This window comes from Rheinheimera sp. F8 (assembly GCF_001518915.1).
Window position 1 is genome coordinate 1,083,920 of the sequence record NZ_CP013656.1, and the last position, 24,342, is coordinate 1,108,261.

Genomic DNA, 24,342 nt, shown 5'->3' on the forward strand with positions numbered 1-24,342 from the left:
GGTGTCGTCAGGCTGACACAGAAGCAGGTCAGACTGATGCATCCGCTGAGGAGGACTTATGCTGGACCTGAAAAATCATCCGCAACGCGATTTACTGGAAAAAGAATTACAACAACGCTTTTTCCCGGCGCTACAGGCGCCCTGCCGCATCTGCCACTGGATGCTGACCCTGTCGCCGGCTTCACGCAGCCATGAATTCCAACACCTGCAACAGCTAGCCCATCAATATGGTGTGGCACTGCTGGACGGCGATGTCGATTTAAATCTGGATTTAGGCAACGTGATGCTGCGCTGGGAACGGCATTCCGAATTCTCTACTTACAGTTTTATTAAACCGGGTCAATCCAGCGGTTTTGAAGATCCGCTTAGTTTCCTGCCAAGCCTGGACTGGTTTAATCCGCTGCCAGGTCAGTTATTTCGCGTGGTGCAGTTGCAAATTCTGACCGGCGCAGAGCAACAGACGGCAAGTAACTTGTTCGCTGCCGAACATTGTATGTCGAGCCTGCTGGCCGATGGCAAAGCACGGGTCTGGACTGATTTTCGCAAACATCCGGAAGGCGCCGGTCGCATGTTACTGCTCGATCACGGCCTGTCGCCATCAGCACTGGCGCGGCTGGTGCAGCAATTATTTGACCTTGGCAATTATCGTAAACTGAGCCTGCTCGGCTGGCCAATCAGCCGCCAGACGCTGAGTCAGCTGCATTTACTGGAACAACAGCTGTCGGATATCACCCAGCGCATTGAACAACAGCAAGGCTCGGACGAACAATTGCTGCGCGAGATCAGTCAGTTATCGGCACATACTGAGCATCTGATCGCCAATAACAGTGCCCGGCTCGACGCCAGTGCGGCCTATTATCAGCTGACGCTGGACCGGTTAAAAGCGCTCAGGGAACAACAAGTTGACGGCATGATGACGTTGCAGGATTTTTCCGAGCGACGGCTGACACCGGCCTTTCGCACAGCGCAATCGGTGCAAAGCCGGCAACGCAGTTTGTCCAACCGCCTGGGGCGTTCCACTGAGCTGCTGCGCACCCGGATCAATCTGCAACTGGAGCGGCAAAATACTGATCTGCTGGCGTCGATGGAGAAAAGAGTCAGGCTACAGCTCAGTCTGCAACGCGCCGTTGAACGGGTGTCGGTGGTGGCAATCAGCTATTACGCGATAGCGCTGGTCGATAAAACGCTGGAGTCACTGCATTTTTGGTGGCCGGCGTTGCCGCTGGAAAGTTGCCGCAGCCTGAGCCTGCCGCTGGTGGTGCTTGGTGTCAGTTTTTTACTGTACCGGCTACACCGCCATCATCAGCTCAGCAGTTCTGGCTGAGCTGATGATGAAGCAATAAGCAAATTCAGCCTTTGTTACCAAAACATAAGTCGCCGGCATCACCCAGCCCCGGCACTATGTAGGCCTGCTCGTTCAGGCGCTCATCAACTGCGCCAATCCAGAAATGGGCATTGCTGTCCAGTTCACGTTGCAGCAATGCCAGTCCTTCCGGTGCCGCGATGGCAGCGGCGATATGCAGGCTGCGTGGTGTGCCGCTTTGTTGCAGCAAACGCCAGACTTTCAGCAGCGATGAACCGGTCGCCAGCATCGGGTCAATCAACACTAAATCCCGGCCATCAATTGCCGGATTGGCGCTATAACCAAGGAAAATATCCTGATCCATACCGGCCTGTTCAGCCTGACGGTAGGCACCGATAAAACCGCTGTCGGCCTGATCAAAAATATCAGAAAAGCCCTGATAAAATGGCAGACCGGCGCGCATCACACAGATTAATAAAGGTTGCTGGTCCAGATCGGCGGCTTTGGCCACTCCAAGCGACGTATGCAGCGGAAAGCCTTGATATTGCAGCGTTTTTGACAACTCATACGCCAACAACATGCCAAGGCGTTGCAGGTTATGGCGAAAACGCCAGCGATCTTGCTGGATATCCGGATCACGCAATTGTGCCAGCAGGCTTTGTGCAACGGAAAGCTGCTGATTTAACTCAAAAAGATGCATAAAAAATACTCCAAAAAAACTGCGCTGTCTGACAGGTTTATCACCGCTGAACTTGAAATAGTCAGGCGGCACGCCCATCTGTAGGAAAACAACCAGGAACTGCTAAACCCCTATGCTAGCGGAATTTTTACAAAACAACAGTCAGTCACTTTCACTGCTGCTGATCACGATACTGGCGATCGCAGCGATCTTGTATCCGGCGTGGCGACGTAAACACAGGCGTCAGCTCTTACGCCAGCGCCCTTTCCCGCGGGCATGGCGTAAATTGTTGCAACAGCGCTGGCCGTTGTACCGGGCTTTGCCAGCCGATTTACAGCAGGAGCTGCGCCGGCAAATTCAGCGTTTTATCGCCGAAGTGGAATTTGTTGGTTGCGATGGTCTGACCGTGACCGATCCGATGCGGGTAATGATTGCGGCACAAGCGAGTTTGCTGACGTTAAAACTGCCGGTCAATGATTATCCGGGGCTGCGTCAGGTACTGGTCTACCCGGATGCATTTGCGGTAAAGCAAGATAGACCCGATGTCGCTGGCGTGGTGCATAACAACATGCAGTGGCGCGAAGGCGAATCCTGGCAACAGGGCCAGGTGATTTTGTCCTGGCGCCATACGCTGGCGGGCGCAGCTGTTGCTGATGATGGCCGCAATCTGGTGGTGCATGAATTTGCCCATCAGCTAGATCAGCAAACCGGCAGTGTCAACGGCTTCCCGCCGCTGCCAACAGCCCAGCTGCAGCAAGACTGGAGCATACAAATGCAAGCAGCTTTTAACCGCTTGCAACAGGATCTGCAGCAAGGTATCGCGCCGTGGATTGACCCTTATGCCGCCACCAATCCGGCCGAGTTTTTTGCCGTACTCAGCGAATTATTTTTTGAAATGCCGGCCTATCTGGCCGCATGCCAGCCCAGGCTGTATCAGCTGATGCAGCAATTTTTTCAGCTCGACCCACAAAGCTGGCCGCTGCAGCAAGCTGAACTGCCGGCCAGAGCTGCCCAACATTTGAAATACTGACCGCGAGCCGGTGCCCGGCTATTCAGAATCAATTCAGATGAACCCGCCATAGTGGCTATATCAGCAACTGCTGATGTCACTTTGGAGGCGTTATGTGCAAATTTATGGGTATGCTGGCAGGCCTGTTCAGTGCGATAAGCCTGATGACTCCTGCCCAAGCCGCAAATGTTGAAGTTAATTTGTATGGCCAGGTGCTGCCAGGCGTGCATGGTCATGTACGGGTCGCAGATCCGTATCCACGTTATGACCGCATAGTAGTGATTGAAGCGCCTTATGCGCATCAGCGCGATTGGGGCCGCTACTGCCATCATTATGGTGCCTGTCACCAGTCCGTGCGATTTGTCGAAGTGCGGGAATATCAGGAACAACGGCACTGGCACAAACCGAAACGCCATAAACGGCGCCACGGCCACGCCCATCATCATGACTGTGATCATTAAGCGGGTTTCGCCGGGCGGCGAACTTGGTATAATCGCCGCCTTTCATTCGCGAAACAGACAAGCAGGAAATTAACCATGATCATTACTCAGGACAGTGTTGTCCAATTGCATTACCGTGTGTCAGAGGCGCAGGATCTGATTGAAGACTCCGCCAATGGCGAACCAATGTTATATCTGCACGGCCATCAGAATATGCTGCCCGCGATTGAACAGGCTCTGGCCGGCAAAGCCGCCGGCGACGAGTTAACGCTGGTCGTCGCACCAAAAGATGCCTACGGCGAGCGTGACGAAAATGCCATTCAGAGTGTCCAGGTCAAACATTTAAAAGGCGCAAAAAAATGGGCGCCAGGCATGACCGCCGTCATCGAAACCGAACATGGCCCGCGTCAGGTCAAGATTGTGAAAATGGGCATGTTTAAAGCGGAAGTCGATGTGAATCATCCACTGGCCGGCAAAACACTGACGTTTGAATTAAAAGTGGTCTCGGTCCGCGCCGCTTCCGCCGAAGAAGTCGCACACGGACATGCGCATGGCGTTGGTGGTCACCACCATCACTAAGCTCAAAAAAATGGCAAGTGGCTGATTATGCAGCCACTATGCTAGGCTTAGAAAACGCCTGCTTAGCCTGCCTGCTTTATGAAAATTCTATTCTCATTAATTGTGGTGACACTGGTGCTGTTCGGGCTGAATTTGTATCGGCTGAGTGCTGCCGGCCCAGTCACTGCGCCGCAACCAGCAGCACAACAAAGCGCCCCCCAATTGCCGGCATTACAGCCAGAACAGCAATTGCTGCTGATCCAGCAAAGCAGTGCCCGCCAGTTCCGTATGCTGTGGGGGACTAATCCGGAAGCACCATTTCATATTCTGGAAGGACCAGACCAGGGCCAGGGTTTTTGTGATGTTTTGGTCCAGCGTTTACAGGTCTACCTGCCCGATGTCCGGCACCAGACACTGATCGAACCGCAATCCCGCATTCGTCAGCGCATGGATGCCAAAGAACATCTGTGTTACCCCTGTGCCTTATATGTGCCTGCACCACAGGATCCCAAAGGCCGTTTGTTCAGCAAGCCAACCCATTATTACCGGCCGCATGGCATCATTACCCGGCCAGATCTGGCCGAAACGATTCGTCAACGATTTGGCGTACCGGTTAATCTGCAGAAATTACTGGCCAGTGAATTGCGGTTTGGTTTTCCGTCGCAGCGCCGTTATGGCAAATTGCAACCTTTGCTGGATGAACACCGGATCCACAGCCCTTACCACATCAGTCTCGATACCGGGAAAGATGCCACCATGCTGCATTTACAAATGCTCAGCCAGCATCAGCTTGATGCGACAATTGATTACATCAGCAGCCTGCAATACTACGACCGCCACTCCGCCCAGCCGTTGGTGTTCCTGCCCATCGCCGGTTTCGAAGACTGGCTGGCCGGCGCCGTCAGCTGCCCTGACAGTAACTGGGGGCAGCTCGCGGTGCTGCGGGTCAACGCTATTATCGACAACATCAGGCAAGACAAGGCGTTACGGCAAAATCTGCAATTCTGGTTTGGCGACAACCTGCCGCCATATCCGCCGGAACAGAGCCGCTGAGGAAAGGTTAAATATAAGCTGCAATCAAACGCGCTTCAGGCTAAAATCTGCGGCTGTTTTTTCAGTTCAGCACATGGATCCAGCCGTTGTCACCGCAACTTCCTTTAGAAAACATTCAGTTTGATAATTACCGGGAACAACCAGCTGGAGTGTCAACTGCCGAACCAGAAGTGACGATACAACGCCGCTCGTTAATTCCGGTGCTGTTACTCTTATTACTGGCTGCCCTTGCCGTGTTGGCCGCTTTTGAGATGCGTACGGCCTGGTATAGCGCCAAACCGATCAGCGAATACGCCAAAACACTGACCTGGCAGCTGCAAAGCGGCCCGACCACGCAGGTTATATACCCAACGGCCGGCCCGTTTGATGAGCGCCACGGTTACACCAAATTACCGACGCTGTTGCCCCGCCTGACCGAGCGCGGTTTTGTGGTAAGGGCCCAGGCTGAATTTTCCCCGGCGATGCAAAGTTTCGCGGCCCAGGGCTTTTTCCCGCCGTATCGGGAGAAAGTCCAAAGCGGTTTGTTTCTGGCAGATTGCCGCAACGAGACCATCTTCGATTTTAACTACCCGCAGCGGGTTTATCGCCAGCCGCAACAAATCCCATTGTTGGTCGCGCATAGCCTGTTGTTTATTGAAAACCGCAATCTGCTGACTATTCCGCCGCACGCCAACCCGGTGATGGACTGGCCGCGTTTTGTCATGGCCGCCGTCAGTCAGGTCGGGAAAGTTCTGGCGATTGGCGGACAGTCGGCCGGTGGCTCTACGCTCGCCACTCAGATCGAAAAATTCCGCCACTCGCCGATGGGGCTGACGCAAAACTTCGAAGACAAAGCCATTCAGATTATTTCCGGCACTATCCGCGCCTATCAGCATGGTCCGAATACCCAGGCCGTCCGCACGCGCATTGTGCAGGATTACCTCAACACTGTGCCGCTGTCATCCGCACCTGGTCATGGTGAAGTGCATGGTGTTGGTGATGCGTTGTATGCCTGGTTTGGCACCGACTTTGAACGCGCTAACCTGTTGCTGAGCCAGCCCGAACAAGCAGACAGCGCCGCGGAACGGGCACGCTATTTCCGCCAGATGCTGTCACTGATGATCGCACAGCGCCGGCCCTCTTATTATCTGTTGCAGGGCCATGCCGATTTGGAAGAGCTGACCGACAGCCATATTCGCTTGCTGGCACGCGCCGGCATCATCGATGCTGGTTTACGCGACAAAGCGTTAAATGAGCGCCTGACGTTTGTCCGGCTGCAACCGAATAAAGCCAAAGACGAAGCCGACAGTCGCAAAGGTATTAATGCAGCCAGACTGCGGCTGGGCAACCTGCTAAATCAGTCTATGTACGATTTAGACCGGCTCGATTTAAACGCCCACAGCACATTGCATGGTGATGTACAGCAAAAAGTCAGTGCTTACCTGAAGAGTCTGGCCAATCCAAATACTGCGGCGCAACACGGTCTGATTGGCGAACGCTTGCTGGCGCCAACGCGCACCGCTGATGTGCTGTACAGCTTTACCCTGTTTGAAAAGACTGCAGACGCTAACCGGGTCCGGGTACAGACTGACAGTACCGATCAACCGTTTGATTTAAACGAACACAGTAAACTGGAGCTTGGCTCCACCGCCAAATTGCGGGTGTTGTCCAGCTATCTGGAAATTATCGCCGAGCTGCATCAGGCGTTTGTTGATGAGTTGCCGGACAGCCTGCTGACGATGGACATTGCACCGAACGACCATATTACACGCTGGGCTGCTAATTACATGGCAACTACTGTCGATCGCAGTTTGCCTGCCATGTTAGAAGCGTCGCTGGAGCGCACTTATTCAGCGTCACCAGCGGAACGCTTCTTTACCGGCGGTGGTCTGCAGGTGTTTAACAACTTCAATAAAGACGAAGATGGCAAAGTGCCGACGATCCGCCAGTCGCTGCAGCAATCGCATAACCTGCCTTTTGTGCGGTTATTACGTGACATCGTCAGTTATGCCAGCAGTTATCAGACACAAGGCAGTACGTCATTGTTATTGCGCGCCGACAACGACCCGAAACGGGAAGAATATCTGCGGAAGTTCGTCGACAAAGAAGGCAGCGAGTTCTTACGCCGTTTCTTCCGCAAGTACCAGCAAAAACCGATGGAACAACGGCTGGAAACCTTTTTTGATGGTCTGAAACAAACGCCGGATCGCCTCGCTGCGGTGCATCGGTATTTACTGCCGGATGCCAGTTTTACCGACTTTGCCGCATTTTTACGCACTAAATTGCCCGATGCAGCCACGCTGACCAATAAAAAGCTGCAGGACATGTATGCCCAATATGGCCCAGGTAAATTCAGTCTGCCGGATCAGGGTTATATCGCCGGCGCGCACCCGCTGGAACTGTGGGTACTGAATTATCTGAACACCCATCCGCAAGCCACAATGAAAGAAGTGATCGAGGCCAGTGCCGAGCAACGCCAACAGGTTTATCGTTGGTTGTTCAAAACGCCAAACCGCAAAGCGCGTGATGCGCGGATCCGTATCATGTTGGAAGTGGAAGCCTTTACCGACATCCATCAGCGCTGGGCCAAACTTGGATATCCGTTTGATCACCTGGTGCCAAGTCTGGGCACGGCACTTGGCAGTTCCGGTGACCGCCCGGCCGCACTGGCAGAACTGATGGGGATAATTCAGAACGATGGAATACGCTTGCCGACCATCCGGATCGACAGTCTGCATTTTGCTGCCCATACGCCTTATGAAGTGCAGCTTGGTTTTAATGCCAGCGCCGGCGAACGGGTGATGCGTCCGGAAGTGGCGCGGGCACTGAAAAAAGCGCTGGGTCAGGTGGTCGCTGAAGGCACAGCCCGACGGTTAAACGGCAGTTTTGTTAAAGCTGATGGCTCGCTGTTCCAGGTCGGCGGCAAAACCGGCACCGGCGACAACCGCGTTGCAACGCAAGTGATCCGCGGCAAAACAGTGGCGTCGACGGCGACCAGCCGCACGGCGACTTTTGTGTTTTACCTCGGTGACAGTTATTTCGGCACGCTGACTGCGTTTGTCCCCGGTAAAGGTGCTGACGATTTCAGCTTTACCTCAGCCCTGCCGCTGCAGGTACTGAAGGGCATGGCACCGATTTTGCGGCCTTATGTGGTGAAAACCAGCCCAATGTGTCAGCCGCTGTCCCGTTAACTTTCAGCACGACAGATCTGATAACGCACTTCAGCAGGCCCTGCAGTCAGAAGCTGCATGCCGCATTGGCGGACCAGCCGTAAAGCGGCCAGATTTTGTGGTTGCATACTGGCCTGCACCTGCACAAAACCGAGGCCCAGAGCCTGTCGGATCAAGCCGGCATACGCCGCTTTGGCAAGGCCTGGCGCCTGCAGACCCGGCAATAACATGATGCCCAGTTCCAGCCATGAGCTGTCGGGCTGTATCGCAAAACCTGCTGCCATTCCCGCCAGTTGTTGTCGTTGATTTTCCACCGTCAGATAGACTTGCTGCAGCGGTAACCGCTGATTTGACCGCAGGCAAGCCTGCAATCTGCTGATGGCGGTAGCTTCAGTTAACAGCTGGCCGACAAACTGCTGGGTACGTGGATCCGTGTAGAGTCCGGTAAGGCCGGGCAAATCTGCGTCGGACAGTGGTCGCACCGTGCAAAGAACGGTTTGGAACGCAAAATGCTCCGGCCGCAGCATCAGCTGTCCTGCAAGGCTTTAAGCCGTGCCAGCAATTGCACATTTTTTTGCAACGCCCTGGCCGGTGGCAACACTAAGGTAGATTTCAGTGTCAGCCGTGCTTTGGGCAATTCCGCCAGTGCCAGCCAATCCATTCTGGGGGTTTCAAATGGCATACTGGCCGCTTCGTAAATCACCACCTGATGATCGGCCGGATAATCAGCGGCGAGCAACTCCACCAGCAACTGTAATTCATCCGCACCAGTGTCAAAACGGGCAATAGAGCGATCGCCAGCCAGCGAGATTTGCCACAGCACTAAATAAGCACTGGGATCAATCAGCCGCTGATAGAACATAAACTGGCTGGCCTCATAGTACTGACAACCGACCCGGCCCGGATCTATGCCCAAATCTGCATGCAGGCAATCCGCCGCGCTGATACCCGCCAGCATCTGCGCTTCATAGCCTTCCAGCCGCGCCAGTTCGATGACTTTATGCGGCGCAAAGGCAAAAACGCCGGGATGACCATAAAAAGCGCCAACGACAAACTTGCCGGCCCGCACCTCGGTCATCATCAAATCGATCATTTGCTGATACGTTTCATGCCGGGATTTCCCCAGAGCGTATAAAGGCGCAAAACTGCGCACATCAGCATTCAATGTCTGCAGCCACTGCTCACTGATGCCATCAGTAACCGCTGCAAATACCACATCCGCCGCCTGTATATGGCTTTTTGCCACTGGCGTCAGATGAGCGCCCAGCATGATACCGGTCCCGACAATCACAATCCTGCCCTGTGTCATATGCCATCCAGCCTGAAGCATTTAAAACCTGATGATTAACATAGCTTTATATCGCAGAGCAAGTATGCTGAACTGCGTGACAACCGAGACCAAAATTCCGTCGTTATTTGAGCAATAAACCTTTTCAGTATCGGCATAACCTGTTTTACTGAAGGGCCGGCAAGGATGTTTTCAACGGCCGGTCCCCACTCCAAGCGATGAGTGGTTTATCTCTGTGTTCATTTTGTCAAAAAAGGAAGATGCTATGTCAGAGTTAGTCCAAATGTTAACGCAACTTGCGGTCAGTACCGCGCCGCAAGCTGAACGCGATAACAATATTGACCGTTTGGCCGATGCCCATCAGTTACCGGCAGCTTTAACCGAAACCATCAAAAACGCCGACCTCTCTGGCCTTGTCCAGTTAGCTGGCGCTCCGGGCCGGGGCTGTTTTGTCATCGTGGCGCCTGATTCACCAGATCAGCCGGACGATGAAGATGAGCCGGAAGACGATGCAAAAATCCGTCGGCATTAAAGGTCTGCATTTGTGTTGAAGATCCTGCTACGGCTGACTTACCTGTTCCTCCTGTTGGATTCAGGGCTGGCATTTGCTCAGGCTGACAGCCCGTCTGGCCGCATTGATCTGATGTTAAGTGAAGCCGACGAACAACGCAGTTCATCACCACAGCAATTTTCAACTTTACTGAGTCAACTGACGCTGGCTAAAGGCGAGATGTCGCCCGGCCAGCGCAGTTATCTCGACTTTCTGACTGCTTACCAACTGGCCTATTCCGGTCAGCATCAGGAAGCAGAAATCCTGTTAAAAGACCTGCTGTTACCCAAGCATGCACCATTGTTACGATTCAGAGCAGCTTATACGCTGGCCAACGTGCAAATTGTCAGACGCCAGTTTGTCGAAGCATTTTCTAATCTGAGTCAGGCCATTTTATTATCGGCAGATGTTGATGACATGAAATGGCGCAATCAGGGCTTGCTCAGTGGTGCAGCCATTTATTCAGAATCTGGTTTATATCAGGAAAGTATTGAGTTCATTGCACTCATGGATACATCTGTCATGAGTCAACGCGATCTTTGCATTGCCGGACAGGTCAATTTACAGAATAAAGTCGCTTTACACAGTCCTGTTGATCTCGCGACGATAGAAAATGCAGCCGAACTCTGCCGGCAAGCTGGCGAGAAAATGGTCATGCATATGATCACGCTGCAACGTGGCTGGTTTTACTTAAAACAACAGCAGCCGGAGCAAGCATTAAAAAGCTTACAGCAACAACGGGCTGATGCCGAAGCGACCGGTTACAACCGGTTATTAATCGGTCTGTACCAGCTGATGGCGCAAGCACAGGCCGAACTCGGTGAGGCTGAAGTGGCGTTGCAACTGATCAAAGAGCTGGAACAGGCGGCAAAAAACCTGCCTTACAGCACTCCCTTGGTGGCTGGACTGCAACTAAAAGCCGAACTGACTGCACAGCTTGGCGATTTCCGACACGCCTATCAGGCTGCTAAACAATTTTCAGAGGCCGAACGCGCCATGCGGGACGACCGCTCTGCGCAGCTGCTGGCCTACCAGCTGGCCAAAGGTGAATTGTTGAAAAAAAATCAGCAGTTACAGCTGATTAAAGAAGAATTTCGCGTGGTAGAGCTGGAAAATCAGCTGAAAAACCAGCAGGCACAACGCGACAGTTTGTATATTGGTCTGCTGAGCCTCGCCAGTCTGATACTGGTCTATGTCACCTACCGGTTGGTACGGCGCCATCGTTATTACAAACTTGCCGCCGAAAACGACGGACTGACCGGCATCAGCAACCGGCACTTTTTTGATTTGCAGCTGCAAAAGCAGGTCAAACGCTGCAAACAACTGCAGAAATCGTTGGGAGTCATTGTATTTGACCTCGATTTTTTCAAGCTGATTAATGACAACCATGGTCATGATATTGGCGACAAAGCGCTGCAGGCCACTGTCCAGATTTGTAACCACTTTATTCGCAGCGGCGATATTTTTGGCCGGATCGGCGGTGAAGAATTTGCCATTGTGTTGCCGGATTGCCAACCAGACAAAGTGTTAATGCTGGCTGAGATCTGCCGCGATGCGATCGAACAGCTCGATTGCAGTCATATTCAGCCCGGTCTGAAGCTGACAGCCAGCTTTGGCGTGTCGTACAGCCAGATCAGTGGTTATCAGCCCAGCGAGCTGATGCGCCATGCCGATCAGGCGCTTTATCTGGCCAAATACAATGGCCGTAATCGGGTCGAAAGTTATGACCAGATGCAGACCAGCCCCGGACGTCCATTAATCCACAGCCCGCTGCGCTAAGCCGCCGGGCCTGTCACCACGCAATTAAGCCAGCCGCAAAAAGCCATCCGGCACCTGTTCAGTCAGGAATTGCTGCAGCTGTTCATCATTCAGCGGCCGGGCAAAATAATAGCCCTGCCCGATATCACATTTATGCTTTTTCAGCAGTTGCAGCTGGGCGCGGTTTTCCACGCCTTCGGCCACCACCGTCAATTCCAGTTTCTGCACCATCGCAATAGTGGAGACGATAATTTGATAGTCGGCATCGTTTTCCAGCATGCCAAATACAAAGGACTTATCAATTTTGATAATGTCGACCGGCATTTGTTTTAAATAACTCAAGCTGGAATAACCGGTGCCAAAGTCATCGATGGCAAAACAAAAGCCCATGCCTTTTAACTGGCGCATCATCTGTAAAGTGGTATCGATGTTTTTGACCAGGGTGCGTTCCGTCAGCTCCAGCTCAAAATGATTCGCTGCTAAACCAAATTCATTTAATAGACCCTGCAGCACCTGTGGCAACAGCGGATCAAGAAATTGACCGGCGGATAAGTTTATCGAAATACGGATATGGCGATAACCCTGATTGATCAACTGCAGCACCAGTTCAAAACTGCGGCGGAACACCCAATAACCGAGTTCTACCATTTGTGGAGAGTTTTCCAGTACGCCGATAAATTCATCCGGCGTCACAATGCCACGTTGCGGATGTAACCAGCGTAATAAGGCTTCAAAGCCGACTAACCGACCGGTCGACAACTCGATTTGCGGCTGCAGTACCAGATAGAACTGCTGCAGGCGGATCGCTTCTTTAATGTCACTTTCCAGCTGAATGCGACTGGACAGGCGCTGATACATCTGTTGGTCGTAACCGGTAAATGCCGCACCGCCCTGTTCTTTGGCGTTGTACATGGCGATATCCGCCTGCCGAATCAGATCATCAGGAATGGACTGCGGGTCCGATGACATTGCGATGCCAATACTGCCGGACACATAAAATAGCTGACCATTGAGCTCCACCGGCTGTTCAAACGCCTGCAGAATACGGTTGGCCACTTCGGCCGGATGCTGATCTGAACTGACATCGGTCAGCACCAGCACAAATTCATCGCCGCCAAAGCGCGATGCCAAATCAGAGGGCCGGATACAAGCACGCAGTCTGCTTGCCGCTTCCACTAATAACAGATCGCCGGCCGCATGGCCCTGCGTATCATTGACCAGCTTAAAATTATCCAAATCAAGGAACAACACTGCGATGCGGCCCGGATGGCGCTCCAGTGCTGCCAGATATTTTTTCAGCTGAAACAATAACATATTGCGATTTGGCAACCCGGTCAGCAGGTCATACATCGCAATATTTTCCAGCTCACGGGTGTTTTGTTCAATTTGCTGATGTAACTGCTCCAGTTCCAAACTGAGCTGATTGGCCGCGGTATCCAGCACATCCAATTCGTCCTGAAACAACAGCGGTGTATTGTGGCCGCGTTCGCGGAATTCGCGGAACTGACGCTGCGCCAGCAGAGGCAAATGTTGCGCCATTTTCAACAGACGCAGACTCAGGCGCTGTGTGCTGAAATAAATCAGCACGGCCAGAAAGGCGAAACAGGCGCCAGCGAAAATCACCATCTGATATTGATATTCCGCCTTGGTCCGGGCAAATTTATTGGTGTCATCCACCAACGCCAGATAATAGCCCTGCCCGTTACCGACTAACGGCAGAAAACTAATCAGATAATGCTCAGCGCCGATAAGTACCGGCAACCCCTTTTCAATTGCCTGTTGTACTGTCGCCTCGGCCGGTAATGCAGAAAACACCGACGCCATCCGGCTGGCGTTGGATAAGCTCAATAACTGCAGTTCACGAGCAGGCCGTTCCAGGTCCCCTTCAATCCGCACTATGGCCACTTCTGAGCCTACGCCCTGCTTCAGAGATGCCAACACATCGAGCAAAGTAGTCGACAACGCCGCAACAGCAACATCACCGCGTTGGTTCTGCACCGGTACCAGAACCAACTTCGAACAGTGTTCGGCGCAGACGATCTCACTAAATGGCTGTAGCTCCATCAGCACCTGCTGAACCGCCTGACGCACCCGGCCCGGGACTTCGGGTGTGGAGGCATATAACAGCACACCGTCTTTATCGAACAGCCACTGATGCTCCACATTCAGATGCAGCGCAATAGTGTCGTAGTGCCGGGACAGGGCTTTGGCAAATTCGGTAAAATCATCCTGCTCCCGGATATTTGCCATATCGGTGAAGGACTCCAGCCAGCTGCGTAGCTGGTTTTCCAGCAGCATATTCAAATGTTCAAACTGCTGCTGACGCAACTGCAGTTGTTTTTGCTGTTGCAGCCGAAAATCCTGTTCCATTTTCACAATGGCAAAACTGGTCAGTACCACGGTCATCAACAACAAGGCACTTAACGTCAGCGCGAGAATTTTCCACGGTAAACTTAAAAATGGCCGCATAGGATCAGAACCAATACATCAGTTGGACCGCCCACATATCGTGGTGCCGGCTGCGGTTAATCTCAATAGCTGGCACCACATTAGGTCCAAGCCGTCCGGTACCCGTGATCCAGTGATACTCCAGTTTCAGCCGTAACTGTTTGGCCAGATCCTGTGTCACGCCTAATCCCCAGTCGCGCTGATACCCGAAATAACGCGGAATAAGACCACCTGATTGCAGTGGCAGCAAAGCGCCGCCGCGATCATCTTTATTCGCGGTATACCAGTCGTAACTGGCATATAGCCGGGTACTGTCTGACCAGTTGTAGCTACCAAGTAAAAATGCGCCCTGGGCAAACTGATTGCGCTCAAACACTGGCAGATAGAAGCCTCTGGCGTGCACCCGCTCTTGTACTAACTCACTGGACAATTCCCACAATTCAGCACTATAACGCCAATTCGCCATCACCCTTTGCACGGTAAAATCACCGTCAAAAAACATATCCACCGGCGCCCGGCGATAGCTGAAATCCGAATCCAGCAACGAAATCCCCCATTGCATCTGACTATCGGACGGACGGAAAAATACTGTGGCCTGATGGACGAATTTCTGCCTGGTGTCGCCCTGAATTTGCGTGGCGATCACACGCTGACTGATCTCGCGGTTAATCGGGGTCGCGCCATAACTCCAGATAAATTCCAGCTCGCCGAGCGCGGTGCTGTTGGTCGATTGCAGCGCCAGGCCATCCGAGCCAACCGCGATATCGCGAAATGCATCAAAATAGACCGATTGCGGTAACACAATCATCGGCCGGGTCAGCGCCACGTCGCGGGTGCTGGAATATAGCCAATGCATGTTTTTAAACCGACCGACATACAGATTCAGCTGCCAGTCGAGGCTATTCACTGCGGTCCAGTTCAGAAACAGGTAATCAATGCGCCAGCCGGTGGCATAGCGATTGCCGCCATCGAGGTACATCACCTGACCAGACACACGCCAGTCCGGACTGAGTTTGTAACTGCCGTTCAGGCCCAATTCGGTCAAGTCAGTGCTGATGTCGCCATCGTCATTAACGAAGTTGCTTTGCTCGGCCTGCATCAGCCCCTGCGAGACAAAACCATGCCAGTGCCAGCTGTCCGCAGCAGATACAGAAAAAACGCCACACAGTGCCAGCAGGCCGCTGCTAAGGCTTAATTGGAATGACTTTAACACCCTGAGTTTCATCCTGTTTCCCGATATAACCTATGGCGCCCGGCGTCGCTGCTATCGCCTGCAACATGGCCTGTTGATCCTGTAATTCGGTTGGGGGAGTTCCTGTCCCGGAATACGTCAGTTTTTGCCAGACCCGTTCCAGTTGATAAGGAAACAACTGGAGCTGGTCACGGCAGAATTGCAGATTCGCCGCAGAACGCGGCGCTAAAGTGAATACATGGCGACACCATCAGGCCAGACGACCTGACGCATCAGATAGATACTGCGCAATTGCGCCTGAGATAATGCGTCCACCTGCACTGAAGGATGGGCGATGACCTGAACTTGCGGCGCCGGCGGGTCGGCAGACACCCCAGGCAGACACAACAACATGCAAAAAACCAGAAATAACCTTTTCACAATGTCCTTCTGTGCTGAACGGATCGGCAGTTCAGGTTGAGTCTGCTAACGAAAGGCAATACAGCCGAGTATAGCCGAACTGCTTAAAAAGCAAAAAAGAATGCCAGAAAAACAACAGTTTACACAAAATTATCATTTACGGAAGTCACAGGTCGCTGAAAACAATTCAGGCCGGCAATGCCGGCCTGAATTCAAACACAGATCAAGTTCAGACTTTCGGGGTCAGTTCAAACACTGTTAAAGTGCCACTGACTTCGTTAGCCATCAGCAATAACGGTTTACCCGTCGGGCTGTTCGCTGCCGGTACAAAAACCAGGGATTCAGGACCCAGGTCACCGGCCTGCGTCACATTGCCGGTCAGCACCGCCGGGACTTTGTCGTCATTGATGTTGTAGACCGCATTCAAATCACGGTTATAGCTGTAGTCAACAAACTGCGGCGCATACGGATTCGAAATGTCATAAACATAAATTCCGCTCATCCGTTCAGTACCGACAAACGCATAAGTCCGGCCATTGATCTGACCAAGCGCCAATGCTTCTGGTTCAGGCCCTTTGTCGTCAGAACGGTTGTCGCCTTCGACGGTCAGGTGGTTCGAGTTAAATTTATCGCCATGCACACCAGCAGCAATGCGTTCTAAGTCGTTGCCACTATCGAATACCTGCTGGCCATTTTGATCCCAGATACTAAAAGAACGGGCGCCATAGGCATACAAAGCGTCATATTCACCATTGGCGTTCAGTCCAAGTGCAGTAGTCACGTTCAGCCGGCCTAATACATCGGCATTGTATGGCTGGCGTGCACTCAGCGCGGCAGAACGTTTGATGGCTGATACCCGTTTTTGCTCAGAAAAACCAGCCCAGTCGCGTGCATCGCCTTCGTTAGCGCTGACGTAAAAAGCACCACCCTGCCAGCCGTAGCTTTGTAAGGTATCTGGCTGATACATGCCAAACAAGCCAGGTACAGTCTGCATATTCACGCCATCTTTGTTGCTGACGTCGAGGCTGTTTTTCGCCAGGCTATGGTCTTTAAAGCCCAGTGGCAGAACTTTATCCAGCTTGGCAGTCGCCAGGTCAATCACCGCTACGGCGTTGTTTTCCTGTAACACTACCCAGGCTTTTTTCAGGTCCGGGCTAAAAGCGATATACTCGGGTTCCAGATCCTGCGCTACGGTCGTGCTGGCCGGGCCGGCAAATTTCACGCCTTTTGCCGCCAGACTGGCTTTGTCGCCATTCAATGCACTGAAGCTGACCGTTTTTGCCTGGGTTGCAGCGACGGCGTTAGTCAGACTGATCAGCGACACAGAACCTTCCGGATCTGCGCTGTAGTCAGCAGCCGGTTCGCCTTCATTGGCCACCAATAACCATTTACCATCGCTGCTGAACGTCAGCATGTCCGGCTGGGCGCCAACCCGGATCGCCTGTTTTAACAGCGGAGCACCCTGGCTCAGGTCATAAATAAGCGCAACACCGGCTTCAGTGCGGTTTTTATTTTCGACTGCCACGGCGAGCAACTGGCCCTGAATACTGATGGAATTGGCAAAACCCAGCGTCACCGTTTCATCCTGATCGGCACTGTTCCGCACAGTGGCGGTCGCTGGCAAGGTTAGTGGCTGACTGGTCAGATTGCTGGCGGTCAGTGGGTCTGACAACGCCTGGCTTTTTATATTGGTACCATCCAGCACTTCAATGCGGTTGGCGGCACCATTTACGACAAATATCCGCTTGGAAGGTGCATGAAAGGCGGTAATTTCCGCAGCGCCGGCACCATAACTGCCGGTGACATAACGGGCGACAGGCAGCAATTGCATGCCGACCGGTGCATTCTGACCGTTACTGCCATTCGCACCTGACGGGCCTGTCGCGCCGGTCTGGCCAGCAGCACCAGTGGCCCCATCCACACCATTTTTACCGTCCAGATCACAGCCGCTCAGCGCCACCGATACCAGCAACGCCGCCACAGAAACTTTTAACGCCTTCATGTTTTCACTCCAGAGACTTAAAAAAACAAGACGTTAGCGATATGGAATGACAGTGGTGTGAAAATGGTGTGGCAATCTGATGACAACGGCATTGGCAAGGACACGGACTGTGTTGCCGTGACGGCCGGCGAAAAAAAATCCGCGAAATACGCTGTCGCCCCTTGTAAATCAGCGCCAGAAGGCAACACTAGACAATGGTCATTGTTAATAAAAAAACGGAGTGGAACTTGAACGCTGCCGAATGTGCTCTTCAGGTTGGTGACATCTTTGCATTGCCTGACACCTGTCTGAAAATTAAAGAAATCATCGATGACGAAATCAGCGATATCGATGAAATTGCCGAGTTAGTGTCGTACGATCCGGTGTTATCTTCCAAGTTACTGCGACTGGCCAACAGCGCCCTGTACAATTTCCCGAAACAGGTTGAGTCGGTACAAAAAGCGGTGCAGGTGCTCGGTGAAACGCAGGTGTATAACCTGGTCGTAGCCAGTGGCGCCGCCGAAGCCTTTGCGACCTTAAAGCCTGATGTGATTGCACTGGATAAGTTCTGGGAGCACAGCATTAATACAGCATTAATTGCCAAACATCTGGCGTTCCATTTGGGCGTGCGCAAAGACGAACCTATTTACTTGTCTGGCCTGTTACATAATCTTGGCGAGCTGGTCGTCGTGCAGGTAAAACCGGAGGTTGCGCAAATCTGTGGTCAGTACAAAAAAGGCGTCAAGCCCTGGATGAAGCAGCAGGCATTATTAGGCTTCAGCTATGCTGACTGTACCGTTGAACTGCTGAAACACTGGCAGTTACCGGAACGGATCATTCAACCGCTAAAACAACTGAATCAGCCGGAATACTCCGCAGCGAACAAAGTCAGTCTGATTTTGCATCTGGCCAGCTGTCTGGCATTGAGTGAAGCCAATGCCGATGTGTTTCAGCTGCATGATTTGGTCGATAAACAAATTATGGAAGTGCTGGGACTCAGCAAAGACGATTTACATGACGCCAGTAGTTTTGCTTTCTTAGAAGGCATGTCCATACTGAGTCTGCTTAATCCGGCGCTATTCAGTATTTTCTGATTGAAGATGACGGGCAGCTGTGATGCTGCCCGTCTTATTGCTATCGCGTATCGACAATATCAGTTACGTACAATCGTCATTTCATCCAGCAGATTTTGCGCGCCATCGACATATTGCATCATCCACAGTACAAAGCGGATATCGACATGGATAGCCCGGGTGATTGCCGGATTAAAGTACCAGTCTTTGCTGATAGATTCGTAGGTCGAATCAAAATTCAGTCCGATCAATTCACCTTTGCCATTCATCACAGCTGACCCTGAATTGCCGCCAGTAGTATCAGCGCTCGACAGGAAGTTCAGCGGCACTGAGTTAAACGGCAACGCCGGGGTTGCACCTAAGTCCGCATAAAAATAACCGTCATATTGTTTGGCCTGATAAGCCTGCACCAGCTTCGCCGGCAGTTGGAACACTCCGGTTGGTTGTTGTTTGGCAATCATGCCACGCACTGAAGTAAATGGCGTTTTATAGACGCCATCTGCTGCCGGATATCCGTCAACATGACCGTAAGTGATGCGCAGTGTACTGTTCGCATCCGGATATACTGGTTTACCTTTACTCTGGTTAAAGGCAATGACTGCCTGCATATATGCCGGACGGGTATTCAGTAACGCGCCCTGAATGGCTTTTTGTTGCTGCTCCAGCGCAATTTGCTGCTGATAGACTGCCACTGCGGCTTTGATAAAGGGGTCCTTACTTGCGGCAAACTCAGCCGGCGTTTTATCAAGCCAGGCCAGCCGGCCGTCACTGGAGCCCAGCGTGGTGCTGTTATACCAGGGTTGCAGTGTGGCGCTGATTTGCGCTGCAGTCATTCCTGGTACCAGACCCAGTGCATCGTCCAGCGCTTTGATCCGAAGATCTGGTTTTTGCTGCAGATACACTGCCAGTTGCTGGCTCCATAACGCCAAATCGACAGTCGGCGCAAAGCTGGTGTCCAAACGTTTTAACCGGCCCTGCCACATTTTCAGGTCGCGTTGCTGATAACCCAGCTCACGCTCGGCATCCGGTTTTTGCCGCTCTTGCGCTAACCGGTACAGATCCTGGGCCGCTTTGAGTAAATCACTGCGTTTGGCATTGTCAAAATACCAGGTTTGCTGCTGATATTGCTGCTCAGCACTGACCACTTCTTTTAATGCTGCCAGCGCTTTCTGATGCACTTTACGGCTGCTATCCGCCGCGATCCAGGCGGCCAGTTCCTGCTGCTGCTGCTGTTTAATGGCGTGAATATCGGTGACTTTAAAGCCATCGAGCAGGCCCTGCATTTTTTTCATCCGGTTGTTGTAGCCTTTGACCACTGAGGCATACCGCACCTGTAGCGCCGGATCTTTGGCTCCGAACTCATCAATGGTCTGGATCATCTGCGAGAAGGTGGTCACACTCGCCGGGTACTGCCAATCGCGGGCAAAGGCAATCTCTTCGGCCAGACGGTAACGACTGGTCTGGCCCGGATAACCTGCCAGTAAAATGCCATCGCCGGCTTTCACCCCATTGGCGTTGATTTTTAGGTGAAATTTTGGCTGATAGGGCACATTGTCTTTAGAAAATGGTGCAGGTTTGCCATCTTTACCAACATAACCACGCAAAAACGAATAATCGCCGGTATGACGTGGATATTCGTAGTTGTCGATATCGCCACCAAAGTTACCGACCGATTCAGACGGTGCGTAAACCAGACGCACGTCCTGGATCATCAGCTGTTTAATCAGGAAAAATTGCAGGCCATGATGAAAACTGACCACGTTACAGCGATAGTTGGCATCGCTTTCACAGGCCTGGATCAATTGCTTGCGGTTATTCTCAATCGCTTCAAAGCGGGCCAGATCGGTCAGTTTAGCCGGCAAAGCCCCGCTGACTTTCGCCGTCACGTCTTCGACCAGCTCGGTGACATACAACCGTTCAGACGGCCCGGCCGGTAACTCTTCAGTCTGCGTTTTCGCCAGAAAGCCATTGGCAATCAGGTTGTTTTCCGCGGTGGAGTTCTGTTGGATAGCACCATAAGCACAATGGTGGTTGGTCACGACCAAGCCTTGCGGCGAGACAAAAGACGCAGAACAATAGCCGAGGCTGACAATCGCATTCATCGGATATTTGCTTAAATCGGCTAAATCGGCGGCTGGCACTGAGATACCGCGGGCACTGAGTTGTTGTTGTAATTGCGGCAGTTGATATGGTTGCCATTGCCCTTCGTCAGCAACAGCAGCGACACTGCAAAGCAGTGCCGCCGGGAACAGAGCGTACTTATACATCAGAAATATCCGTGACTGGAAAAACCTCTAGCCTATAACTCTGTCCTCTGCCCTGCAAGCAGCGACTCAGGCTGGCGCGCTGAACCGACCAGCAAAAGCGTTCTGCCGCGCAATCTGCTGGACCCTCCGCTCAGAAGCGGAACTGCGCCACCAGCCGGTTCAAATCCTGCGCCCGGCCTTGCATCCCATCGATCAGCAATAATGCGCTGCCTGCCTCATGGCTGGAATTGGACGCCAGTGCCGCCACTTCGCGGATTTGGCCGAGCATCTGGCTCAGGGTTTGCGCCTGCTCTGTGGTGGCATTAAACATCCGGTTAATCTGTTCAACGACAGATTTAATCTGATCCTGCACCGAAGCCAATGCAGTGCCCGATTCCTCGCAGGCCTGCATACTCTGGTCGGCCAGCACCACAGATTGTTGCATTTGCTGATGCGACAAGCGGGTTTCCTGCTGGATCTCCGCAATCACCGCCGAAATTTCACGCGAGGATGACTCAGCCCGCTGCGCCAGATTCCGCACTTCTTCGGCGACCACAGCAAAACCACGGCCCTGTTCCCCGGCACGCGCTGCTTCAATCGCGGCATTCAGCGCCAGCAAATTGGTTTGCTCAGCAATGCCGCGGATCACGCCGACAATCTGGTCAATTTTTTCGGCTTTGGCGGTCAGTTGCTGCAGCGCATTGGCCGACTGATGCACAGTATCGCTCATCTGCTGCATCTGGTTGATAGTGCCATGGATGGCGGCATTGCCCTGTAAAACGGCACTGGAAGTTTGTTCCGTCTGTTTCACCACGATGCCACAGCTGTTAGCGATATCCTGTGCCGAATGGTCAAGTTGCTGCATCGCACTGGCAAGGCCCGCGCTATGATGCTCAGTATCTTCAGCTTCCTGTTTCAGATGTTGTGACAGTTGTTGGCTCTGGGCACTGGTGTCAATCAACACCTGCGCACTCTGGTGAATATCCTGCACAATTTGCTGGATTTTGCCGGCGAACAGATTAAAGTTCTGCGCGATCCTTCCAAGTTCATCATCACTTTTCACTTCAAGCCGCCGGGTCAGGTCGCCATCACCGCTGGCGACGTCATGCAGATTTTTTGCCACCTGATGCAGCTGCGTCAACATGCCTTTGCGCACATAAGTACCGATCAATATGAGTAAAATCAATGTAACGCCGCCGGTTGCGATCAGCAGCCTGGCAACATTGGCTGCAGTTTCCGGGCCTTGTTCCACCATCTTTGACGTACTAACATCCAGCGATTGCTGCATAACTTGCAAAGCGCCGACCAAAGCACTGCTCTGTTGCCGGTACTCCGCCTGCTGTTTCTGCATTTTCACTAAGGCGTCCAGCGTCAGTTTGATTTGCTGTTTGTGTTGTTCAAATAATTGCAGATAGGTGTCGCCTAAGGTTGCGTCGCCAAAATGTTTTGGCCCTGGAACGGCAAATAAACCAGTGGCCACCAGACCATCGACGGCGTCTTGCTGGAAAGCAATGGAGTCGTTCAGCTCTTTCACCAGTTCAGTTTTTGGCCCCTGGCGTTTAATTTGCTCGAGAAAATACAATTGGCGGAAAAAACCGATATTCGCTTCCATGCCACCATCAGCGGCGTCCCATTTCCGCTGCAGACCGCCTTCCCAGCTGATAGGCTGACGCGGCGATGAAATCAACGTTTCGACCTGGCTATCGCCGACTTCCTCGACAATTTCACCAATCTCCACAATTTGTGCCACGGTCTTATCCAAGCCAGCGGACTGCTGTTGATAGCTGGCATATTGCTGACTGAGTTGCTGTTGGGCCTGCACAAATTGCGCTAATGCCGTCTGCAGGGTGGTTAACTGGCCGCGCTCTGGCAGAGGGTTAGCCGTCAACGCAGCAATCGCCCCGGTTAATTCTTTTTCGCGTTGATTCAGCGTGGCTAAGTCAACCGGCAGCCCCTGTAACAGCTGTTCCATCGCAAAGAGCTGTTTGTCCACCAGACCGACTGCTTTACCTGACTGTTCCATCGCTGGCCACGCCTGCTGAACTGTGCGTGTTAGCACTAATCCTTGCTGCTGATTGCCCCACCAGCCGACACCGGCAACCGCGACAAATAGGGCAAAAATCAGCCACAGCCCCCAATTCGCTTTTTCCCGCAACGTCATGCTTATCTCCCTCAGAATTGTGCCATCAGCCGCAGCGTCGCAACCAGACTATGGTCAAGTGCCGGGTCAATATGATGTATCCATTGCAGCACGGGCTGCAGCTGTAGCTGTGGTGTCAGGCTCCACTGCCAGTATCCTTCGATCATCTGTTCAGATTGCCGATCTTGTGCTGTCACTGTACTGTGCATCAGGCCGAGTTGGTGGCCCGCCAAAGGCAATTCCCAGACTAAACCCAGCATGCGGTGCTGATGCAAAATATCCACATCGTCATTGAGGCCGGACCAAACCGCAAACAGCGTGAGCTCAGCACTGACCTGTTGCTGATGATTCAGATACCAGCCAGAAATAGCCCGTAACTGCTGTTCGTTTAATGTGGTCCAGTCGCCATGGTGGTGCCAGTAGCCATAAGAAGTACGGCTTTGCGCCGTCACATAACGACCTTCTGCCACCATAAACTGGGAAGAAAAATTGGTATGGTCTTGCCCGGCAAACAAACCTGCCATCCATTGCAAGCCGTGTTCAGGTTCATAAAATACACTGCAGGATGCGGCCGGGTCGTAATAAGTTGGCAAGGCGATTGCCGTCGGTGTAATGCCAAGCGGCGGTGAGATAAAACCGCCGGCCGCAGGCACAAAGGCAAATTCCAGATTGGCATCTACTTGTCCGCATTTCAGTCGGGTTTCGTCATCAAATTTATATTGCAGATACAGTTCGTAGATTTTGCTGAAATGTTCGGCATCAATATTAGAGATACCCTGCACATTACCAGTCAGCAATTCGCCATTGCGGCCACGAAATGCTTTCAGATTGCCGGCAACCAACCACTGTGGTCCGGCTTCCAGTTGCCAGTCCCAGCTGAAGAGTGCCCGGGAAGCTTGTGATTGTTGGTCCTGATAACCGGATAACCAGGAATTATCCGTGATCACACTGAATTCCTGACTAAAGTCAGCCGCGCAGGTGGCGCAGGTACAGCACAAACAGCTCCATGCCAGATTAAATTTGAGCGTCAATTCTCTGCCTCCCTGTCCTGTATAAAACAAAGGTATAGGAAGGCG

Annotated in this window: 20 protein-coding genes; 9 read left to right on the forward strand and 11 right to left on the reverse strand. The window is 52.5% G+C overall.

Annotated features, from left to right (window positions below):
- Positions 1 to 58: 58 nt before the first annotated feature.
- Complete coding sequence (locus tag ATY27_RS04925) at positions 59 to 1,324, forward strand: DUF3422 domain-containing protein (RefSeq protein WP_208930916.1); 1,266 nt, start codon at positions 59 to 61, stop codon at positions 1,322 to 1,324.
- A 25-nt stretch (positions 1,325 to 1,349) separates the two neighbouring features.
- On the opposite strand, the gene upp is transcribed toward ATY27_RS04925, so the two are convergent.
- The gene (upp, locus tag ATY27_RS04930) at positions 1,350 to 2,003 is read right to left on the reverse strand and encodes a uracil phosphoribosyltransferase (RefSeq protein ID WP_208930915.1); all 654 of its coding nucleotides are present in this window, start codon (positions 2,001 to 2,003) and stop codon (positions 1,350 to 1,352) included.
- 112 nt (positions 2,004 to 2,115) lie between these two features.
- Between upp and ATY27_RS04935 the strand changes: the two genes are divergently transcribed.
- The 5 genes from ATY27_RS04935 to ATY27_RS04955 all read left to right on the forward strand — a co-directional run bounded on the left by ATY27_RS04935 (position 2,116) and on the right by ATY27_RS04955 (position 8,212).
- Positions 2,116 to 3,012 carry a M90 family metallopeptidase gene (locus ATY27_RS04935; RefSeq protein WP_208930914.1) on the forward strand — a complete coding sequence of 299 codons (897 nt, stop codon included), beginning with the start codon at positions 2,116 to 2,118 and terminating at the stop codon, positions 3,010 to 3,012.
- A 92-nt stretch (positions 3,013 to 3,104) separates the two neighbouring features.
- The gene (locus ATY27_RS04940) at positions 3,105 to 3,452 is read left to right on the forward strand and encodes a hypothetical protein (RefSeq protein ID WP_208930913.1); all 348 of its coding nucleotides are present in this window, start codon (positions 3,105 to 3,107) and stop codon (positions 3,450 to 3,452) included.
- A gap of 75 nt (positions 3,453 to 3,527) precedes the next feature.
- Entirely contained in the window at positions 3,528 to 4,010 is a 483-nt protein-coding gene (locus ATY27_RS04945; RefSeq protein ID WP_208930912.1) for a peptidylprolyl isomerase, read from the forward strand.
- Between the two features lie 78 nt (positions 4,011 to 4,088).
- A complete protein-coding gene (locus ATY27_RS04950) occupies positions 4,089 to 5,042 on the forward strand; it encodes a hypothetical protein (protein WP_208930911.1) in 954 nt (317 codons plus the stop codon).
- 86 nt (positions 5,043 to 5,128) lie between these two features.
- A complete protein-coding gene (locus tag ATY27_RS04955; protein ID WP_244151287.1) occupies positions 5,129 to 8,212 on the forward strand; it encodes a transglycosylase domain-containing protein in 3,084 nt (1,027 codons plus the stop codon).
- Here ATY27_RS04955 and ATY27_RS04960 read toward each other — a convergent pair.
- Both ATY27_RS04960 and ATY27_RS04965 read right to left on the reverse strand, forming a co-directional pair.
- Entirely contained in the window at positions 8,209 to 8,718 is a 510-nt protein-coding gene (locus ATY27_RS04960; RefSeq protein ID WP_208930910.1) for a GNAT family N-acetyltransferase, read from the reverse strand. The genes ATY27_RS04955 and ATY27_RS04960 overlap by 4 nt on opposite strands.
- Positions 8,718 to 9,500, reverse strand: coding sequence for an SAM-dependent methyltransferase (locus ATY27_RS04965; protein ID WP_208930909.1), 783 nt, complete (start codon positions 9,498 to 9,500; stop codon positions 8,718 to 8,720). Before ATY27_RS04965 ends, ATY27_RS04960 begins: the two co-directional genes overlap by 1 nt.
- Before the next feature lie 244 nt (positions 9,501 to 9,744).
- On the opposite strand from ATY27_RS04965, the gene ATY27_RS04970 reads away from it, so the two are divergent.
- Together ATY27_RS04970 and ATY27_RS04975 are read left to right on the forward strand one after the other, a co-directional pair.
- A complete protein-coding gene (locus ATY27_RS04970; protein WP_208930908.1) occupies positions 9,745 to 10,011 on the forward strand; it encodes a hypothetical protein in 267 nt (88 codons plus the stop codon).
- A gap of 12 nt (positions 10,012 to 10,023) precedes the next feature.
- The gene (locus ATY27_RS04975) at positions 10,024 to 11,808 is read left to right on the forward strand and encodes a diguanylate cyclase (protein WP_208930907.1); all 1,785 of its coding nucleotides are present in this window, start codon (positions 10,024 to 10,026) and stop codon (positions 11,806 to 11,808) included.
- A 24-nt stretch (positions 11,809 to 11,832) separates the two neighbouring features.
- On the opposite strand, the gene ATY27_RS04980 is transcribed toward ATY27_RS04975, so the two are convergent.
- The 5 genes from ATY27_RS04980 to ATY27_RS05000 all read right to left on the reverse strand — a co-directional run bounded on the left by ATY27_RS04980 (position 11,833) and on the right by ATY27_RS05000 (position 17,828).
- A complete protein-coding gene (locus ATY27_RS04980; protein WP_208930906.1) occupies positions 11,833 to 14,256 on the reverse strand; it encodes a GGDEF domain-containing phosphodiesterase in 2,424 nt (807 codons plus the stop codon).
- A 4-nt stretch (positions 14,257 to 14,260) separates the two neighbouring features.
- Positions 14,261 to 15,448, reverse strand: a complete 1,188-nt coding sequence (locus ATY27_RS04985; RefSeq protein ID WP_208930905.1) for a hypothetical protein — start codon at positions 15,446 to 15,448, stop codon at positions 14,261 to 14,263.
- Positions 15,420 to 15,605 (reverse strand): hypothetical protein, encoded by a 186-nt coding sequence (locus ATY27_RS04990; protein ID WP_208930904.1) that lies wholly within the window; start codon positions 15,603 to 15,605, stop codon positions 15,420 to 15,422. Before ATY27_RS04990 ends, ATY27_RS04985 begins: the two co-directional genes overlap by 29 nt.
- Before the next feature lie 47 nt (positions 15,606 to 15,652).
- Positions 15,653 to 15,847, reverse strand: coding sequence for a hypothetical protein (locus ATY27_RS04995; protein ID WP_208930903.1), 195 nt, complete (start codon positions 15,845 to 15,847; stop codon positions 15,653 to 15,655).
- Between the two features lie 208 nt (positions 15,848 to 16,055).
- The gene (locus ATY27_RS05000; protein ID WP_208930902.1) at positions 16,056 to 17,828 is read right to left on the reverse strand and encodes a choice-of-anchor I family protein; all 1,773 of its coding nucleotides are present in this window, start codon (positions 17,826 to 17,828) and stop codon (positions 16,056 to 16,058) included.
- A gap of 227 nt (positions 17,829 to 18,055) precedes the next feature.
- Between ATY27_RS05000 and ATY27_RS05005 the strand changes: the two genes are divergently transcribed.
- Positions 18,056 to 18,901 (forward strand): HDOD domain-containing protein, encoded by an 846-nt coding sequence (locus ATY27_RS05005; RefSeq protein ID WP_208930901.1) that lies wholly within the window; start codon positions 18,056 to 18,058, stop codon positions 18,899 to 18,901.
- Between the two features lie 59 nt (positions 18,902 to 18,960).
- Here ATY27_RS05005 and ATY27_RS05010 read toward each other — a convergent pair whose 3' ends face one another.
- The 3 genes from ATY27_RS05010 to ATY27_RS05020 all read right to left on the reverse strand — a co-directional run bounded on the left by ATY27_RS05010 (position 18,961) and on the right by ATY27_RS05020 (position 24,213).
- Positions 18,961 to 21,147, reverse strand: a complete 2,187-nt coding sequence (locus tag ATY27_RS05010) for a S46 family peptidase (protein ID WP_208930900.1) — start codon at positions 21,145 to 21,147, stop codon at positions 18,961 to 18,963.
- Between the two features lie 130 nt (positions 21,148 to 21,277).
- Positions 21,278 to 23,287: a methyl-accepting chemotaxis protein gene (locus ATY27_RS05015; protein ID WP_208930899.1), complete on the reverse strand. Its 2,010-nt coding sequence runs from the start codon at positions 23,285 to 23,287 to the stop codon at positions 21,278 to 21,280.
- Positions 23,288 to 23,298: 11 nt separating this feature from the next.
- Positions 23,299 to 24,213: a carbohydrate porin gene (locus ATY27_RS05020; protein ID WP_208930898.1), complete on the reverse strand. Its 915-nt coding sequence runs from the start codon at positions 24,211 to 24,213 to the stop codon at positions 23,299 to 23,301.
- Positions 24,214 to 24,342: the final 129 nt, after the last annotated feature.